Origin of the sequence: Mahella sp., from assembly GCF_020054945.1 — a bacterium.
Lineage (GTDB): Bacteria > Bacillota > Clostridia > Mahellales > Mahellaceae > Mahella.
The window spans coordinates 1-19392 of the sequence record NZ_JAIHAU010000047.1 but is presented as its reverse complement, the minus strand read 5'-3'; the positions used below and the strand labels follow the sequence as shown (position 1 = coordinate 19392).

The 19392-nt window shown below is 45.5% G+C and carries 16 protein-coding genes, 1 pseudogene and 1 riboswitch; of the genes and pseudogenes, 14 read left to right on the top strand and 3 right to left on the bottom strand.

The features are described from left to right. The 10 genes from JG770_RS08965 to JG770_RS08920 all read left to right on the top strand — a co-directional run. On the top strand, positions 1-409 hold a 409-nt coding region (locus tag JG770_RS08965; RefSeq protein WP_363320986.1), incomplete at its 5' end, for a GatB/YqeY domain-containing protein. A gap of 73 nt (positions 410-482) precedes the next feature. Further along, the gene (gene miaB / locus JG770_RS08960; protein WP_291957987.1) at positions 483-1814 is read left to right on the top strand and encodes a tRNA (N6-isopentenyl adenosine(37)-C2)-methylthiotransferase MiaB; all 1332 of its coding nucleotides are present in this window, start codon (positions 483-485) and stop codon (positions 1812-1814) included. Between the two features lie 15 nt (positions 1815-1829). Then, entirely contained in the window at positions 1830-4478 is a 2649-nt protein-coding gene (gene mutS / locus JG770_RS08955; RefSeq protein WP_291957985.1) for a DNA mismatch repair protein MutS, read from the top strand. Between the two features lie 11 nt (positions 4479-4489). Further along, positions 4490-6223, top strand: coding sequence for a DNA mismatch repair endonuclease MutL (gene mutL / locus JG770_RS08950; protein ID WP_291957982.1), 1734 nt, complete (start codon positions 4490-4492; stop codon positions 6221-6223). Positions 6224-6236: 13 nt separating this feature from the next. Next, a complete protein-coding gene (gene miaA, locus JG770_RS08945; protein WP_291957979.1) occupies positions 6237-7067 on the top strand; it encodes a tRNA (adenosine(37)-N6)-dimethylallyltransferase MiaA in 831 nt (276 codons plus the stop codon). 129 nt (positions 7068-7196) lie between these two features. After that, positions 7197-7928, top strand: a complete 732-nt coding sequence (locus tag JG770_RS08940) for a DUF6385 domain-containing protein (RefSeq protein ID WP_291957977.1) — start codon at positions 7197-7199, stop codon at positions 7926-7928. A 99-nt stretch (positions 7929-8027) separates the two neighbouring features. Beyond that, a complete protein-coding gene (locus JG770_RS08935; RefSeq protein WP_291957974.1) occupies positions 8028-9830 on the top strand; it encodes a TPR domain-containing glycosyltransferase in 1803 nt (600 codons plus the stop codon). Between the two features lie 11 nt (positions 9831-9841). Beyond that, a complete protein-coding gene (locus JG770_RS08930) occupies positions 9842-10705 on the top strand; it encodes a DNRLRE domain-containing protein (protein ID WP_291957972.1) in 864 nt (287 codons plus the stop codon). A 47-nt stretch (positions 10706-10752) separates the two neighbouring features. Beyond that, on the top strand, positions 10753-11766 hold the full coding sequence (locus JG770_RS08925; RefSeq protein ID WP_291957970.1) for a glycosyltransferase: 1014 nt from the start codon (positions 10753-10755) through the stop codon (positions 11764-11766). A gap of 5 nt (positions 11767-11771) precedes the next feature. Further along, on the top strand, positions 11772-12023 hold the full coding sequence (locus JG770_RS08920; RefSeq protein ID WP_291957967.1) for a DUF3343 domain-containing protein: 252 nt from the start codon (positions 11772-11774) through the stop codon (positions 12021-12023). Here the strand turns inward: JG770_RS08920 and JG770_RS08915 are convergent. After that, the gene (locus JG770_RS08915; RefSeq protein ID WP_291957965.1) at positions 12015-13307 is read right to left on the bottom strand and encodes a hypothetical protein; all 1293 of its coding nucleotides are present in this window, start codon (positions 13305-13307) and stop codon (positions 12015-12017) included. The two genes, JG770_RS08920 and JG770_RS08915, sit on opposite strands and share 9 nt — an antisense overlap. A gap of 158 nt (positions 13308-13465) precedes the next feature. On the opposite strand from JG770_RS08915, the gene JG770_RS08910 reads away from it, so the two are divergent. Next, positions 13466-14113 carry a hypothetical protein gene (locus JG770_RS08910; protein ID WP_291957962.1) on the top strand — a complete coding sequence of 216 codons (648 nt, stop codon included), beginning with the start codon at positions 13466-13468 and terminating at the stop codon, positions 14111-14113. Between the two features lie 46 nt (positions 14114-14159). On the opposite strand, the gene JG770_RS08905 is transcribed toward JG770_RS08910, so the two are convergent. Further along, entirely contained in the window at positions 14160-14879 is a 720-nt protein-coding gene (locus tag JG770_RS08905; RefSeq protein WP_291957959.1) for a CAP domain-containing protein, read from the bottom strand. Between the two features lie 22 nt (positions 14880-14901). After that, positions 14902-15037, bottom strand: a riboswitch (cyclic di-AMP (ydaO/yuaA leader). 198 nt (positions 15038-15235) lie between these two features. Here JG770_RS08905 and JG770_RS08900 point away from each other — a divergent pair. The 3 genes from JG770_RS08900 (at position 15236) to JG770_RS08890 (ending at position 18385) form a co-directional block, all read left to right on the top strand. Beyond that, entirely contained in the window at positions 15236-16231 is a 996-nt protein-coding gene (locus JG770_RS08900) for a glycosyltransferase family 4 protein (RefSeq protein WP_291957956.1), read from the top strand. 87 nt (positions 16232-16318) lie between these two features. Then, on the top strand, positions 16319-16960 hold the full coding sequence (gene nth / locus JG770_RS08895; protein ID WP_363320984.1) for an endonuclease III: 642 nt from the start codon (positions 16319-16321) through the stop codon (positions 16958-16960). Next, on the top strand, positions 16961-18385 hold the full coding sequence (locus JG770_RS08890) for a sensor domain-containing diguanylate cyclase (RefSeq protein WP_291957953.1): 1425 nt from the start codon (positions 16961-16963) through the stop codon (positions 18383-18385). It begins immediately after the preceding gene. A gap of 626 nt (positions 18386-19011) precedes the next feature. Here JG770_RS08890 and JG770_RS08885 read toward each other — a convergent pair. After that, positions 19012-19392, bottom strand: a pseudogene (locus JG770_RS08885) (hypothetical protein); the annotation flags it as partial.

Sequence of the window (19392 nt, the reverse complement as noted above, 5' to 3'; positions counted from 1 at the left end):
ATCTGCTATGAAAAGCAGGGATAACCTCCGCAAGACCACCATAAGCATGGCTAGAGCGGCCATATTACAGGTAGAAAAAGATAAGCAGATTCAATTGGACGATGATGGCGTAATAGATGTCTTGGCAAAAGAAATAAAGTCCAGAAAGGATGCTATACCTGAATTCGAGCGGGGCAACCGGCCGGATCTGGTACAAAAGCTGGAGGCTGAAATAGCCATCTTAAACGAATATATGCCTAAGCAACTTTCACCTGAGGAGATAAATCGTTTGATCGACGAGGCTATAGCAGAGGTAAACGCTCAGAGCGTCAAGGATATCGGCGCTGTTATGAAGGCGCTGATGCCGCGTATCAGAGGGCGAGCCGACGGCTCGGTCGTAAATCAAATGGTTAAAGCTAGATTACAATAAAAGGGGACCTGTTTACAGGTCTCTTTTTATATAGATAGATGCGTTTTATTATAACTGTAGCGAGGGATGATTATTGGATAACAAGAAATTTACCATAGTCACATATGGTTGTCAAATGAACGAACATGATTCGGAAAAAATGGCCGGCATTCTGAACGATATGGGCTATCAATGGACAGAGGATAAAGCCGAGGCCGATATAATACTGTTCAATACCTGCTGTGTAAGGGAACATGCCGAGCAGAGGGTATACGGCAATATAGGCATGCTCAAGCCTCTTAAACAGGCCAATCCCGATCTTATAATAGGTGTATGCGGCTGCATGATGCAGCAGGAGGGGATGGCGCAAAAACTGGCTCAGACATTTCCTTTTGTCGATATAATATTCGGCACACACAATCTGAATGAGCTGTCCAAGCTTATAGATGAGGCTAAAGCGTCGAGATTTACCGTTGTGGATATACACGAGCAAGACCATGAATTCGACGAGTCTATACCTATAAAGCGTGCCGGCAAAGTATCGGCTTGGGTAACAGTAATGTACGGATGCAATAATTTCTGTACCTATTGTATAGTGCCATACGTGCGCGGCCGTGAACACAGTCGCCGGCCGGATGATATCGTAAACGAAGTAAAAGAGCTGGCCGATCAGGGTTATAAGGAGATAACATTACTGGGGCAGAATGTCAACTCCTATGGCAAAGATTCGGATGGGAAAGTGGAGTTCGCCGACTTGCTTAGGATGCTCGATGATATAGAAGGCATAGAACGCATAAGATTTACGACTTCTCATCCAAAAGACCTTTCGGATAACCTCATTTACGCCATGCGGGATTGCAAGAAAGTATGCCATCAACTGCATCTGCCGGTGCAGTCGGGCAGCACTCGGGTATTAAGGCGTATGAATCGCCATTATACGAAAGAAGGCTATCTGGAACTGGTGGACAAGATAAAGGCCAATATACCGGATATAGCGCTCTCTACGGATATAATAGTAGGCTTTCCAGGAGAAACCGACGAGGATTTCGAGGATACCATGGATGTGGTACGCCGGGTGCAATACGATTTGGCCTATACGTTTATATACTCAAAGCGTAGCGGCACACCCGCGGCAAAACTTGAAGACCCAACGCCGAGGGAGGTTAAGCAGCAGCGCCTGCAGCGTCTTATAGATCTGCAAACCGCCATAACGCGCGAGAAAAATCAACGCTTAAACGGTGCGGTGGTGGAAGTATTGGTCGAAGGACCCAGCAGGAACGGTAAAGGGCAGATGATGGGCAGGACTACCGGCAATAAAGTGGTTAATTTCGAAGGAGATGCATCGTTGATCGGCAAGCTGGTCGATGTACACATAACAGAGCCCTCTACGTGGTTTTTGAACGGGCGATTGATAAATGTCAAATAAAGGGGATGATGCGCGATGGCCTCGCTTACGCCTATGATGCAGCAGTATCTGCAATTGAAGGAGCGCTATAAGGATTGCTTGTTGTTTTTCCGCCTGGGGGACTTCTATGAAATGTTTTTCGACGACGCTGTGTTGGCTTCTAAAGAGCTGGAGCTGACGCTTACCGGTCGCGATTGCGGCATGGAAGCGAGAGCGCCCATGTGCGGCGTGCCGTATCATGCTGTCGATAGCTATATAGCGCGACTGGTGGAGCGAGGTTATAAAGTCGCCATATGCGAACAGATGGAGGACCCCGCGTTAGCCAAAGGGTTGGTCGAGCGCGATGTCATACGCATAATTACGCCTGGTACCATAACAGACGGTTCTATGCTCGATGAAAAGGAGAACAACTATCTCTTGTGCGTTCATGTCAACGGTGATAACTGCGGCATAGCCTTTGTGGATATATCGACCGGACGGTGCAGCATCACGCAGCTGCAGACGGCCGGTCTGGCGGATGAACTCGCGCGCATACAGCCTGCCGAGATGATGGCCAATGAGTCATTCTTTGATCAGGCAGGCATTCTCAAGAATGTTCAACAGCGCTTGGATATAAAGCCGGGACATTGCAGTGTTGAATTTGACGATGCCGATAAGGCCTATGCCATGCTGGAAGCCAATATGAGCGCCGATGCTTTGGATTACGTATCTGAAGAGGAAATGCCGCAGGCGGTATGCGCCCTGGCATCGCTCATATCATATCTTATAGAAACGCAAAAGACCGCCCTTGCTAACATAGGCGGGATAGAGGTTTATCATATTCAGCAATATATGATACTCGATGCGGCTACACGCCGCAACCTCGAGCTATCCCAAACCATGCGCAGCGGCAGCCGCAAGGGCACGCTCATGTGGGTGCTGGACCATACGTCTACGGCTATGGGCGGGCGTATGCTCAAATCTTGGATAGAACAGCCCCTTTTGAACATAAATGCATTGAATGAACGCCAGGAGGCTGTAGAAGCCATGGTAGATCAACCGTTGTGGAAGGATGATATAAAGGAGGCCTTATCCGGCATATACGATATGGAGCGGTTGATGAGCAGAGCGGTGTATGGCAATATAAATGCCCGCGACCTTATAGCGCTCAAACAGTCATTGAACAGATTGCCGCACTTGAAGGAGCTTGCGCTACAAGGCAAGGCGGCGCGGTTGCAAACACTGGGACAGCGCATAGATGTGATGGACGACATCCATGCCCTTATAGATAAGGCTATAGCTGACGATCCGCCGTTATCTGTAAAAGATGGCAATATAATAAAAGATGGGTATGACCCGTCGGTCGATGAATTGCGCGACATATCGCATAACGGCCGTCAATGGATAAGCCGTCTGGAACAGCAGGAACGCGACAGAACTGGCATAAAATCGCTTAAAATCGGCTATAACAAGGTATTCGGCTATTATATAGAAGTAACTAAATCGTATTACGATATGGTACCGGCCGATTATATACGCAAGCAAACGCTGGCCAATGCCGAGCGCTACGTGACGCCGGAATTGAAGGAGATGGAAAATAAGATACTCAGCGCATCAGAACGATTGGTGGCTTTAGAGTATCAGATATTCGTCGGTATACGAGATACGGTAATCGGTCATATAAAGCGTGTTCAGCAGACCGCATCTGCAATAGCCGAGCTGGACTGCCTGTGTTCGCTGGCCGATGCTGCCATTGAAAATCATTATGTGCGGCCGACGTTAAATGAAGGACAACGCATAGTGATACAAAATGGCAGACATCCTGTGGTGGAAAAGGTGTTGCCGCCTCATACATTTGTACCTAACGATACGCTGCTCGATAATGGCGAGGATATGGTATGTATAATCACCGGTCCCAATATGGCAGGCAAAAGCACATATATGCGACAGGTGGCGCTGATAGTGCTTATGGCGCAGATAGGCAGCTTTGTGCCGGCTGATATGGCTGAAATAGGTATGGTCGATCGCATATTCACGCGGGTGGGGGCGTCGGACGACCTGTCCACCGGCCAAAGCACATTTATGGTGGAGATGACCGAAGTAGCCCATATACTACATAACGCCACTGCAAGTAGCCTGCTTATATTGGATGAGATAGGCCGCGGAACCAGCACCTTCGACGGTTTAAGCATAGCGTGGGCCGTTATAGAATATGTGGCCGACCATGGACGATTAGGTGCCAAGACCCTTTTTGCCACTCATTATCATGAGCTTACCGAGCTTGAAGGCAGATTGAGAGGCGTGAAGAATTATTATATATCGGTGAGAGAGCATGGAGACGATGTCATCTTCTTGAGGAAGATAATGCGCGGCGGCAGCGGCAGGAGTTTCGGCATACAAGTGGCCCGCCTGGCCGGTTTGCCGCAGGATGTCATAGACCGCGCCAGGGAGATACTGGATATATTGAATGCCTCCGATATAAATAAAAAATCAATAAGCGGTAATATATTGGGCGTCAAGGATAAACCCAAGCTTAAATTGAAACAGCAGATGGATATATTTTCTTATAAAATAGACGGTATAATGGCGTATATAAAAGGATTGGATGTAAACTCGATGACACCTATAGAGGCTTTGAATGTCCTGCACGATATACAGAGCCAGGTGTCGGATATATATGATAAAAAGGCGGGTGAAGCGTTATAGCACGTATTCATGTGCTGGATCAGGATACGCGTTCCAAAATAGCCGCAGGCGAGGTAGTGGAACGCCCTGCTTCGGTGGTAAAAGAATTGGTGGAGAATTCCATAGATGCTGCTGCCACAGCCATTACCATAGAGATAGAAAATGGTGGCATGGCTCTTATACGTGTTACCGATAACGGCGAGGGTATGGAGGCCGAGGATGCCGTTTTGGCTTTTGAACGCCATGCCACCAGCAAGATAGCTCGAGCCGACGACCTTGAGGCCATATTTACGCTCGGATTCCGGGGAGAGGCGCTGGCCAGCATAGCGGCTGTGTCTAAAGTCAGAATGGAAACGGTAAGGCAGGGCTTCAGCGAAGGGACATTTGTGGAAATAGAAGGTGGGAGGTTCATATCACAAGGGGTGATAGGCAGGCCTGGGGGTACGTCCGTAACAGTATCCGACCTGTTCTACAATACTCCTGCGCGGCTTAAATATATAAAAAGTCCTAAGACCGAAGCATCGCGCATAAAGGATACCGTTGACAGATTTGTACTAGGATATCCGCATTTATCATTCAGATATTTGAGTGCCGGCAAGCAGGTGCTGTATTCGCCGGGTACCGGCCATCTCAATGAGGCTATAGCAGCCGTATATGGTCATGAAACAACTAAAAAGATGATAGCTGTGCGATACGAATGGGAAGGTATAAAGATAGACGGTTATATAGGTTCTCCCGATACGGCCCGGGCCAACCGAACGTTTCAGACGTTTTTTGTAAACGGTCGATATATACATTCGCCTCTTCTGTCCAGAGCATTGGAAGAGGCCTTCAGCACGCTCATAATGGTCAACCGTTTTCCTATGTGTGTCATTGATATAGCGCTGGATCCGCATGACGTGGATGTAAACGTACACCCTGCCAAGACCGAGGTGCGTTTTGCGGATGATAGGCGGGTAGCCGCAGTATTTTTCCATGCTATAAAGCGGGCGCTGAGCGGCGAGGGTATATCGATTGAGCAGGATAATGGCATTATTGAACCTGCGCGAGAAGAAGGACAACAAGCCGAGGCGGAGAGAAACCCTGATCGACAGCCGGTGCTGCCGTGGGCAGGCAACGGGCGATCCTATCATCAACAGGATTTTGTATCCATAGATAAGGTTAACGATGACAGAGGGGTTTATGAGCCACCCTCCATGCGCGTGATAGGCGTGCTGTTTTCCACCTATTTATTGATAGAAAAAACCGATCAGCTTTATATCATAGATCAGCATGCGGCTCATGAACGCATATTATATGAGCAATATATGAATATGCTGCAAAAACAACATTTAGAGCTCCAATATCTGGTTTCGCCGCTGGTGCTGGACATTACGCCTCAAGAGCGGCAGCTATTGGAGGATAATATGGAGCTGTTGCGCTCGATGGGCTTTGAAATAGAGGAATTCGATTCCGATACCTATGTATTGAGGGCGGTGCCTGTATTATTCGGCCAGCCCAGGGCCGACGGTTTATTGAAGGACATAATAGACGGCATGAGATTGTTCGATGCGCACAGCCCCTACGACTATCGCCGCGAAGAGGTCATGATGATGGCTTGTCGTAGTGCTGTTAAAGCGCATGATCGTTTGGATCAATCCCAAATAATACGTCTTGCCGGCGAGATACTATCCGGCAACGTGCCGCCTACCTGTCCGCATGGGCGTCCCATAGTGCACAGCGTAAGCAAATACGAGCTGGAGAAGATGTTCAAGAGGGTTCAGTAATGCAAAAACCGTTATGGATATAGGTTCGGCCAAACCGACGCCGGAGGAGCGAAAGGGTATACCGCATTATATGATAGATGTGGTAACGCCCGATGAGGCTTTTAGCGTTGCACTGTTCCAGCGCATGGCCGATAGGTGCGTGGATGAGATAATAGCGCAGGGGCGCATGCCTATGCTGGTGGGGGGCACAGGATTGTATATAAACTCTATGGTATATAATCTCGATTTCAGCGAAGGCACGCCTGATGCCGAATTGAGGGAAAACCTGCGGCATAAAGCCCGAGAATACGGGGCTGATGCCTTATACGATGAATTGGCCGGCGTAGATCCCGATGCGGCGGCAAGAATAAGCCGCAATGACCTTAAACGGATAATACGGGCGTTGGAGGTATACTATAAGACGGGGCGGCCGATATCGTATTATCAGCAGCGTTCAAAAAGCGTGCCGCCGCGTTACAATGCTGTTATGATCGGCCTCACTATGGACCGCCAACGCCTTTATAGCAGGATAGAGCAGCGCGTCGATGCTATGATGGCAAAAGGGCTGCTCGAAGAGGTAAAGCGGCTTAAAGCTGACGGCTATGCCGACAATCCGGTGGCTATGCAGGCGGTCGGCTATAAAGAGCTGCTGGCGTACTTGAGGGGATTATGCACATTGGATGAGGCCGTTACGCTGATAAAACGCAACACACGCAGGTTGGCCAAGCGCCAATGGACATGGTTTAACAGGGATAAAAACATACGTTGGTTTAACGTGGATGAGTTTGAATCAAAAGGTGAACTGGTGGAGCACATCTTACAATATATCATTTCAATACCTGATGTAATGAAATTTTTTATGTAAAGTATATCCCATTTTATATCCTGATGCATATATATATTATTAGATATACTGCCGGATTGAATAATACCCTCCCGTCCTTTTAACATGACAGCAGTATATCTAATTCAAGATAATAGGTGATGAGAGTATATGCCCAATAATCTCGTGTTCAATAATGTGGCCGGTCAATTGCAGACCACTATTAACGGTGTGGATGGCGGCGGTATTGCCAGACCTATATTAACCGCTGCGGATGGCCGATTGGATCTGGGCTCTGTAACGGTGACTGCGGCAGCCTTGGATATACGCCCGCTGACGGCTACCGATGTGGTGACGGTGACAGCTACCAATTTCGATATACGCCCGCTGACGGCTACCGATGTGGTGACGGTGACGGCTACCGACTTCGATATACGCCCGCTGACGGCTACCGACGTGGTGACGGTGACTGCGGTAGCCTTCGACATACGCCCGCTGACGGCTACCGATGTGGTGACAGTGACGGCTACCGACTTCGATATACGTCCGCTGACGGCTGCTGAGGATAGCGTAGAGCTGGGTGCCAGAGTTTTTACCGAAACCAATACTGCCATAGCTGGGGTGGTAGGGACAGGCACGGTATTGCAAACAGATACCTCGCAGTATTCGCTGTATAGTTTTTACGTCAACAATACCGGTACTGCTGCCATAACGGTTCAGCTGCAAATAAGCCCTACCACGACAGAGGCATACTTTGTCGATGACGGCAGCGGTCCTGTAAGCGTGGCGGCCGGTGAGAAAGCTGTGTTGGTGGCGAAGAGTTTCCTGCGTTATACGAGGGTTTACTATGATAGCGGCGCTGCTACCGCTACGGCCGAATTTTATTTTAACGGTCAGGTTTAATCACTTAACAGAACAGTTTCCCATATAGTATAAAAAGAGGATAAATTCACTTTCAGGGGATAGCTTTTATCCCCTGAAGGATTTGTTGGGGGTTTATTTATGTCAAAGCCATTAATAAGCCTTTGCATGATAGTAAAGGATGAGCAGGATAACCTTGCCAGGTGTCTTGCCAGTGTTAAGGATGTTGCTGATGAAATGATCGTAGTGGATACCGGTTCTTCGGACACCACCGTAAATATAGCCAGAGACTTTGGATGTAAAGTATATCAGGTGCCTTGGAATAATGACTTCAGTCAAGCCAGAAATGTAGCTATGGATAAAGCCAACGGGGAATGGATATTGCTTATGGACGCTGATGAGGAGTTGGTCGAAGAGGATTGCCAAAAGGTAATCGGTCTGACGCATGAGGACGCCGAAGGTTACTTCTTTCAAGTTCTGAGTTATATAGGGGAATACGCCGGTTGCGATGTGGTCAGTAACCTGAACCTGAAATTAGTGCGAAATTGCGAACAATACAGGTTTATGGGCGCTATACACGAGCAATTGGCCTCTGTGATCACACGTGTTAATCCGGAGGCTAAGCTTAAAATATCCGATGTAAGGGTATACCATTACGGTTATTTGCGCTATAATGTGGAAAAACAGCATAAAAGGCAGCGAAATATAGCCATATTAGAAGAACAGTTGGTACGTTATCCAGGCGAAGCGTTTATTATGTATAATCTTGGTAATGAATATTTCGCTCTAGGTAGCTATGAGAAGGCCTTAAATCTATATAAGGAGGTTCTTAAAGATTTAAACCCTCATCTGGGCTATGCATCCAAGATATATATACAAGCGACGTTATGCTTGCAAAGGCTTGGTAGATATAGTGAAGCTTTAAAGATAATCGAAAAGGGGCTTAAAGATTTCCCGAAGCTTACAGATCTCGTATATGTCAAGTCGGATATATATCATCAGTTAGGGCTTTATTCCCAGGCTTTAAGGGGATTTAGACAGTGTGTCGACATGGGCGAGGCCCCGCTGCTTTATGCATTTTTGCTGGGTGTCGGAGGATACCGCTCGTATACCGCTATGGGTGAAATATATGAGGAGCTTAAGGACTATGAGATGGCATATAAGCATTATATTTATGCACTGCAGCAGAAACCGGATTTTCTTGAACCTATCTACCGAATAGGACATATATTATTTTTGCTGCTGGAGCCTGAGCAAGCATTGAATCAATTAGAACAATATTTTGATAGTACGGCTAATTCGAAACTGATTTTGGCAGATATACTGTTTCGTGAGCATCGATACGATATGTCTGTCGATTATATCGAAAAAGCTGCTCAAGATATAGAGCTTTCTCCTAAATTTCTTTATCTGAAAGCGCAGTGTCTTATGCATTTGGATAGGTTTGAAGAGGCTTACAGATGCTTGATCGATATACCGGCTGATATAGCGTATTATCCTGCGGCATTGAAGGACATCGTATGGTGTTTTTGGATGCAGCAGCAATGGGAGGATGCCGAAGTAGCCATATATTTTATGGAACAGCAAGCGCTGCCTAGCCACGTTATAGATGTGTATAAGGCGTTTTTTGCCATCTTAAAGCAGAGCGATGCGATACAGGCATTGTCCGGTGGCAATGAGCTATGTCGTGAATATGAAAAAACCATCTTTGAGATACTGGATAGGCTGTTGAGCTTTAAAAGGTTTGAGCTGTTTGAACGCGCCCTCAATTTGCTTAACCTTATAGACAGCGACGATGTGTTGATGCAACTCGGCAAGCTTTATTATAGGTACGGCTATAACGTTCTGGCGAGAGAAGAGCTGTTGCGTTCCATAAAGGCTTTTGAGGTTTATGACGGCGAGAGCCTGGATATGCTTAAATCGTTGCTCGGGCAGAAGGTTTAAGGTGTTGTGATATGCCGAGCATTATAATACAGCCTTCGTTAAAGGATGCCGGTCTGGAAGCAGCCCGGCCGAATACAAATACAGGCAATGATCAGGTTATATGGACGGGGTTATATTATTCGCCGTCGTATTATCGTCTTTTGATCCAGTTTGATCTATCTGCATTGCCGGCCGATATGTGGATAACAGCGGCCGTGATGCGACTCTATGTGGCTGAGGTCACTAGAGTGGATATAAAAGGGATATTCACGCCTTATAGGGTTACCGCACTGTGGAACGAGATGACCGTAACCTGGAATAATCAGCCGTCATTTGACCCGACGGTATATGGAAGCCAGTCCGTTGTGCTTGGCCAAGGCTGGTATGAATGGGATATAACAGCGCTGGTGAGGGGCTGGTATATGGGTTTATATCCTAACTACGGTTTGTTGCTCAAAAGCGACGAGTCGACGCCGTTTGAAACCAAGCGGATATATAGCAAAGAAGCCACAGCCTACTCGATGCTGCGCCCTATGCTGGAGGTCAGTTATCAATCCGTTATTTCGGTCAATCTGGCCCAACGCGCTTTTACCGATATATATTTATCAGCAGATAGCGGCGATGAATGGCGATATTCGGATGCCTTCGATGTATCGCAGCAGAGCATTGTAACAATTTTTGCAAAAAACGACGGTGTCAACGATGCCGTGATTAAGCTTCAGATAAGCCCTGACGACAGCTCATATGTGGACGACAGCGATGAGAATACTATAGCGCCGGGCATGATGAAAGCCATGGTGCCCGCACGTTTCGGACGATATCTTCGTGTCGCATATCGGTCGGCGAATATAGCCGAATCCACATCATTGCATATATGGTATCAGGCTCGATTATAGAGCCTGATACTATCCTTCCTTTTACATATATGATTAGGAGGGAAAATATGCATACAATTATATATCCGCCTACCATAGATTATTACTGGCTCTACCAACGGCCGCAACAGTTATTCAAATATTTATGCCGAACCGGTAGATACAGGGTAATTTTTTACAATACCGAGGTTTGCATACCTCAGCGTGAACCCATACAAGAGGTGGAACCCAATTTCTATGTCTGTACCAAAAAGGTTGGAATAAATATAGGCAAGCTTGAAGAACAGCCTATATTATGGATATCTTATCCGCCGAATATAAAATATATCGGCAAATTACGCGAGCAATTGGTGATATTTGATGCCATAGATGACGCCAGCGAGGATTTTGGCGGATGGGCTCATGACATACCGGCATTGGTTCAGCGTGCCGATGTCATATTCGCGACGTCAAAAAAACTATATAATGAATATAAGACGCGTCATCCACGCGTTTATCTATGCCCGAACGGGGCCGATTACGATTATTTTGCATCGAACGGGAAAAATCCCAGGCCCGGTGATATGCCCAAGGGAGAAAGGCCTGTGATAGGGTACAGCGGTGCTGTTGCTTCCTGGCTGGACTGGCAGCTTGTAAAATCCGCGGCCGACAGATGCAAACAGTGGGATTTTGTCTTTATAGGCCCTTTTTATTTTAATTTTCCCGATGTGGCGCACGGCAGCAATATATATTACCTTGGAAGAAAGTCATATGAAGAGTTGCCATACTATATAAACTGCTTTGATGTATGCATGATACCATTTCGCAAGAGCGGCATGACCGATGCCGTAAATCCGGTTAAATTATATGAGTATTTAAGCGCCGGTAAGCCTGTGGTGAGTACCGACATATATGAATTAGAGGATATACCTTTTGTGTCGGTTTCCAAAGATACAGATGAATTTGTCAAAAATATAACCTATTGGGTTGAAAACGATGACGACGAGTATATAAAACAGCGAAGGGAATTCGCGAAGGCCAACTCATGGGCAGAAAGGGCAAAAAGGGTATCGGATGTTTTAGACACTATGATTCGGAGGTGAACTTTATGATGGACCGCGTGGTGGTCGTGCGCTCAAGGCAGCAGGCTTTTGCCTTGGAGAATTATCTTTTTTCCAGAGGTGTAAAGGCCGCCATTGCTTCTACGCCGGTGGGTTTGGGTAAAGGTTGCAGTTTATCTTTATGGTTTTACGCCGGAGACACCTCTCTTGTGGCATCGGCTATAAAGGCATTGGGCATACCGATAATAGGCATTTATCAAAAAGACAACTTGAACCGCTGGTTTAAGGTATCATATTGACAACCATTTTCTCAATAGGGTTATTATTCCTCCCTTGCGCAGGGTTTTGGCCTTTATGTCGTTATTGAGCTGTTCCAACGGTTCTATAGCATCGAGGATCTGCTGATACTGCCGGTCTGCGTTTACCAATAATTGAAGCAGGTCGGCTTGTCGCGTTTTTATTTCGTTTACTTGTGCCGATATCCTTTCCATGGCCATATCTATGACTGCGCTATCGTCTAAATCGCTTGCCTGTATTTGTTTATCCGCTGGTTGGTGTTCATGCATTTGCTTATACGATATGGATGGGACAGAGCTTATAGTGTCGTTCACATAGCCGTAAACCAAGTTCAAATATGGCAGATTTTTGTCTATATATCCAAAATATTCAGCTTGAACGTTTTCCGGCAAATGTACAGCATTGTTATACTGCCATGTATTGCCGCTGTCGTCCGAACAGGCACTGTATATGTCCCCGTTGTTCAACCACGTGATCCATAGCTTTTGGTCAGTATAGGATATAATGGGACGCATGGCATCGATGCCTTCAGGCGATATAATCCTTGATTTTTTTATAACCTTATTTTTGCCCCTGTCCAAATCTATAGAACCATACTCTACGCATATGTGGTTTTTATATACATTATTCCATACAATATGCATCATATTGCCGTGTATCAAAAAAGCGGGATAGCCCGGACTTTTATCATCCGACGTGATGGCCTCGGGCGACGACCATATCCCGAATTCATTATCGAAACCGGCATAATATATACCGTAGCTCTTTTGAGCCTTATCTCTGTATATTATATGTATATTGCCGCTAATATCAAAATCCACCTGAAAATGGCTCATAAGGCGACCGAGATTGATATGACCTATTTTAAGCGTCTTCCATTGACCGTTGTGCCAGAAGTAATGATACAGCGTCCAGTCGATGCTGTTATATAGATTGCCCATAGCGAAAAATACATGTATGTCTTTGCCCAGCAATTTTATTACCGGATACTTTATGGAATAACGCGAAGGCTCGTATTTTGTAAGCACCTGCTTATCCCATTCTTGGCCGGCAAAATGAAAGTACAGTATTTCACCGGACAGTGATTGACATATAAGATGTATATGGTCCTGAGCGTCTACATCGGCCGAAAATCCCGATGGCACGTCTTGAACAATAATTCCGGCATGTGGCGATGGTTTGCCGTTATCCACAGACCGGTATTCCAAACGGTTTTTATCGCTGTAGATATACCACAATCGGGCGCCGGTTTTTATTAAGGCTTTGGTGATATTCTGTATACCCATAGTTATTTCCTCCCTCTTGCTTATGCGATGTGAATAAGCAATTATATAAGAATTATATGTGAATGAGTGAAGATTTAGGATGAATTTTGTAACACTTATATGCTCGGCGGAGTATATTAATCATAGAAAACATAATCCATAAAGGGAGGGTATAATACATGCCTGATAAAAACGATTTATTTACTATTATGCAGGAACCCTATGAGGGGCTCCCAACTGAATGCATAATAGCGGATAAAGTATATGATTCATGTTTCCAGCGGGAATGTGAGCCGGCCGTAAGCCTGGCGCTCCCAACCGGAGGACCTTTTACCTATCTTTATACTCGGTTTCAATCGGGTTTTATAGTAGATGGGACGCTCACCATAACCCCAATTACCGGCAGGCCTAACTTCGCAAGGGTACGCTTCGTATTCCGGGTACCGTTTACGGCAGTATTACGCGACGAATGTGCTTGCCCAGCCACTAATATCGAACTGAGCGGATCGGTGGATTTCAGCAAGGATATCGCTATGTATATACCGACGTCGTCCGATGAATTCAGTTTCGATATCGTTATAGAGACGCGTTCTCAGGTATTGAGGGCCGAGATGGTAAATAGCAGTCTTATACTGGCTATAGGCGTGTTTGTGGTTATCAAAGTGGTAGGTAGAGTGCAGCTGACAGTTATGGCCGTTGGCTTCTGTCCGGCACCGAGAGAATGCGAGGAGATATCGCCGGAAGATATCTGCGCCGATTTTATGACGCAGCCGTTACCGCCTTTTTTCCCGCCGCAGTTTACCGGAGAACCATACGAAGAAGCATAATAGGGAATTTCAAGGGCGGAAAGTATACTTTCCGCCCTTGAATTGATTATTTGCCTATAAACATTTCTACCACTATTTTGCCGCCTTGATAGTCTACGATACCTACGCCCACATGCGTAAACGTGCCGTTTAATATATTGGCTTTATGACCCTCGGAATTCATTAGAGCCAGATGAGCCTTTAAGACACTGCTGTTTTTGGCTATGTTTTCGCCTGCTGTGCGGTAGGTTAAACCAAATTGCTTCATCATATCGAAAGGTGAACCGTAGGTAGGCGATGTATGGGAGAAATAATTATTATCCCTCATGTCTTGTGCTTTTAAGCGCGCTACATTGGCCAACTCCGGATCGGTGACCAGGGCTTTTAAACCGGCTTTAACGCGTTCCTCGTTTATATAGTCCACCATCTCCCTTTCTTCCGACGTCAGTGTATGGTCGCCTTTGGACGCAGCCGGCGCGGGCTCGATAGCAGTGGCGGTAGTGATAGGAAGCGTAGGCGACTTTGGAGCGCTCGATGTATTGGGGTATGATATGGTCGCTGGTTGTTGGACGACAGGCTTTGTGTTCGACGAGGCCGATATTACTGTACTGTATGTTCCGTCAGCGTTACGTACAATAGTATAGCGCGTAGGAATGGTATTGGTTGTAGCTATGGTATAATGTATTATTGGAGCGCTGTATCGTACCGTATAGGTCTGGGCCGCCTTAGACGCCGGCATAAAGGCGAATAAAGCCATGGTACCGGCTATGCCGGCGGATAACAACATGTTTTTTACAGATCTAATGATAATCTCTCCTCTCTCTCGCTTACGGGGTTAGCTGACGGGCTCGGGATAAAGGATTCCCTACCATATTAGTGGATTAGCCCCTATATAAATCGGTTCCCCCGCTCCGCGTATACGTGCGGATTAAGCGGCTCGCAATAATTGCTTAATAATTTTAACATAATTGTAACAATTATTAAGCGGTATAGCAAATGTCTATTTGAGGCGTAACCGGGCATATTATATGTTATGGCTCAAATAGATTTAAATACAGTATGATATATTATGTTTTTAATCGTTTTAATCGATGGTGCATATGGATACCATAGTTCACCAATATGCCATATCAGGAGGCTAACATGAAAGTATTGCTTCAAATAAGGCCGGATTTCGAGAACAATGTCGCGGGCGACAGCATCCAATTGTTAAATACAAAAAAATGTCTGGAACAATTGGGATTGGATGTAGATATAAGCGTGGATACAAATGCTTATCTTGAAACATATGATGTAGTGCATATCTTCAACACGACGCGTATAATCGAGACGTATAATTTTGTTTTAAACGCTTTACAGCAGCATAAGCCAATAGCATTATCAACTATATACTGGGATATGAGCGAATACTATAATAATACGGGGTTGCCTAAAAGCAAGCTGAAGATATGGGATAGAGGCCACCCATTGCGAAAGTATGTCATGGATAAAGCCGATATTTTGCTGCCCAATTCAATGGCTGAAATGCAATTGATAAGGGAGCAATATGGCGTTGATACGCCTTATGAGATAGTGCCGAACGGCGCCGATGCTGCTTTTGCCAAAGCCGACGCATCGGATTTTGCGAATGCTCATGCCATATATAATTTTGTATTATGTGTGGGCCGCTTGTCACCCCGCAAAAATCAATTGGCTCTTATAAAAGCGATGAGGGATATAGACATACCGTTGGTGCTTATAGGCTCGGTGAGCGATGGCCGCTACGTTCAGAAATGCCTTTCGGCCGGGAATAAGGTTTATTATATGCCGTTTATGCCACAGCAGAAATTGGCTTCGGCGTATGCCGCGGCTAAAGTGCATGCACAGCCCAGCTTTTTTGAAACACCGGGCTTGGCCAGCCTTGAAGCAGCTATGGCCGGATGCAATATAGTAATTACCAATCGCGGCGGCACCAAGGAGTATTTTAACGATATGGCATGGTATTGCGACCCGAACGATATAGATGGTATAGAGGCGGCTTTGCTGGATGCACTAAGCACGCCTAAAAGCTACAGGCTTTCCGAGCATGTATTGTCGCATTTTACGTGGGATAAGGCCGCTCAAAAAACATTGGAGGCATATAATAAAATATTGAAATAAACACTACCATTTTGATGTATTTCTATGGTATAATAAGGCGTAGGTATACTGCTGCATTTCGTAACAGAAAGAAGCTGAGATTAAAGTTTGAAGACAAGAGAGGATATGAAGCGTATACTGGATATACTGGCTGACTGTTATCCTCAGGCAAGAACAGCGCTGGTATATTCCAATGCTTTTGAATTGCTGATCGCTACTATATTGTCAGCGCAAAGCACCGATAAACAGGTAAATAAGATAACCAGCGAATTATTCAAGAAATATAAAAAGCCGGAAGATTTTGCAGCATTGGAGCCTCAAACGCTGGAAGAAGAAATAAAGAGTTGCGGTCTTTATAGGACTAAAGCCCTAAACATTATAAATATGAGCAGGATATTGGTGGAGAGATATGGATCGCAGGTACCGGGCGATCCGGATGAGCTGCAAAAGCTGCCCGGCGTGGGCCGCAAAACGGCCAACGTGGTGGTGAGCAACGTATTCGGCAGGCCTGCTATAGCAGTGGATACGCACGTTTTTCGCGTAACTCATAGGCTGGGATTGGCAAAAAGCTCTACGCCGCTGGGTACGGAAAAAGAATTGATGGCGTGTATACCCCGAACTTTATGGTCGCAGGCGCATCACTGGTTTATATATCACGGTAGAAATATTTGCAGGGCCAGGCAACCGAAGTGTGATGAATGTAGGCTAAGGCAATATTGTGATTTTTATAATAGCAAAGCGGGGTTATAGATGAATGAGCTCAAAAAATTAGAAGATAGGATCATAGTAATAGAGCTCCATATAATGGCCGTGGCCTTTATATATGCTTTTATTGCGCTGCGGGGCAGCACAAAGTTCGACTATTATATGGCAGCCATACTGCTTGTACTGGTATCGGCCTTATTCAAAAGCCGGATAAGCAGACGTTTGACCGCAGGCAGCAAAGCCTTGTTCTTGGGAATGCGCGTAATCGACGCCACGTGTATAGCCGTTTTTATGCTCATCGAAGGCTATCAAACCCCGTTTGTTTTCTTCTATTCGATATTGATACTGGCCAGTGCCATGGCTATGGGCAGCCGCATAGGCTATGCGATGTTAAATATAAGCACGATATTTTACATAATAGTATTTCTGTTACATTACAGTGCTGAACCGGATATGCTGGTTCAATTGGTCATAGCGCTATTTTATATCCTGATGACAGCTTTTATAGCTATTTTCACTTTAAGGATAGTAAGCGACTATGAGGATAAGCAGCATGAGTTGGAGCAGTCCAACGAGCAGTTGCGCAAGACCATAGCCGAATTCTATATGCTGCAGCAGGTGGATACCGCTATAAGTTCCATACTTGATACCGATCGCTTGCTCAATACGGTAAACGACGTCATATTAGGCGTTGTAGGCCCTACTTATTCTTCCATATTGCTATTCGACGAAGAGAAAAATTTATTGTCTGTTAAAGCCAGTAACATGGAACCGGATAAAATAAAGGCTTTCCTCGAGAATGATAGTCACGTACTTTGGCTTTGTCTGGAGGAGCAGGATGCGATACTTAAAAATCATAAATTCAATCAAGACTTTACATTAAGTGACCCTGGCATAAACTCTTTTATATGTGTGCCGTTGTCTATACGAGGCAAACGCTGCGGCATGATATTGGTGGAACAAGAGCGCCTTGATGCCTTGACTGAGGATCAATTGAGACTGCTTAAGATAATTGCGGATAATTTAGGCATATCTTTGGAGAATTCCAGATTATACGAGCGCATGCACAAGATGGCTATATTGGACGGCCTTACACAGGTGCATAACAGGATGTATTTTCAAGAAGCCTTTGAAGAAGAATTGAACAAAGCCAAGGGCAAATACCCTTTATCCATAGCGATCGGCGATATAGATAATTTTAAGAGGATAAATGATACTTATGGACATATAGCCGGCGACAAGGTCTTGAAAGCCATAACATCCATGTTAAAAGACCATTTGAGGCAGGGCGATATAATAGCCAGGTATGGCGGAGAAGAATTCGTCATTATACTGCCTGGCGTCGACATGAATCAGGCTTATAATATAGTGGAACGTTTACGCGGACGTGTAGAGATGCTTACGGTGTCTGAAGAAGGGCATGATATCTCGGTCACTATAAGCTTCGGCATAGCTTCATACCCTGAATAAACCCCTCGTGAAAGGGGTTATATAAAAAGGAGGAAGATTAAGAAATATTGGTTTGTTGCTTTGGTATTGGCTGTGGTGTTCTCACAGTTATAAGTCCCGTCTTTAGGAGTTAGCACCATGTTTATTTAGGGATAATTTGTATGTTTACGGCCTTGAAATCAGCATAATCACGCACTTTTTTTGTGGTAAAAAATACTTGCATAAATCTTTTTCCCCTCTTTGACAGTTTAAACCTCATAACTGTGTGACTGGCTCAAAAAGAGGGTAAAAAAGGGCATAACAAAGCTAACCTGCCTTCTACAGACAGAAGACAGGGTTATAGGAAGTACATTAGGTCTTATAGCTTTATGCCGTTATATCGCTTATGCTGCCGTAGCTCTTTTCTCCAGCAGGTCGATGATATTGAAACCATTGTGCTTAAGCCGGGCATACAGATGAACATTTATCGCAGCCATGGTGGCCAAAGCAAACCTCATCATGGAACTTCTGTCTTTGTACGCTTCAATATTATAATGGACAAAAAAGCCTCTTGTTGTTCTTTCGGCTGCAGTACGCCTTTTATACCTCTAGCGAAAATCCTTGCTATCGCGAGGTACCGTCGGATAAAGCCTTAAATCATCCCGGGCTTAAGATAAACAGTCCTGCCGTAAAGGCGAGTCAGTGGATTTACAAGACTTGTCAATACTCTTGCAGGCGAACCAGCACCTGTACTTGATACCTTTAGGATGAGAATAACCGCAGTTCTGATAAGGAATACCACCGGGACAAATAGGATTACCCTTATCATCGAGGCATAAAAAGCCTGGTGGAAACTCGCCTGAATATTCAATATTAGCATTAGAATCGAGCAGCATAATTGGGGTAATACCAAAGCAATAGAACAATTCATAATAAGAAGCCACAGAAGGGGCATTATCCGAATCAAAGCCGCATATAGCACGAAGGAGAGGATCAGAGGCCACGGTAGAGGCCCACTCAGAAATACTATATACCTTTTGGTCCAGCAT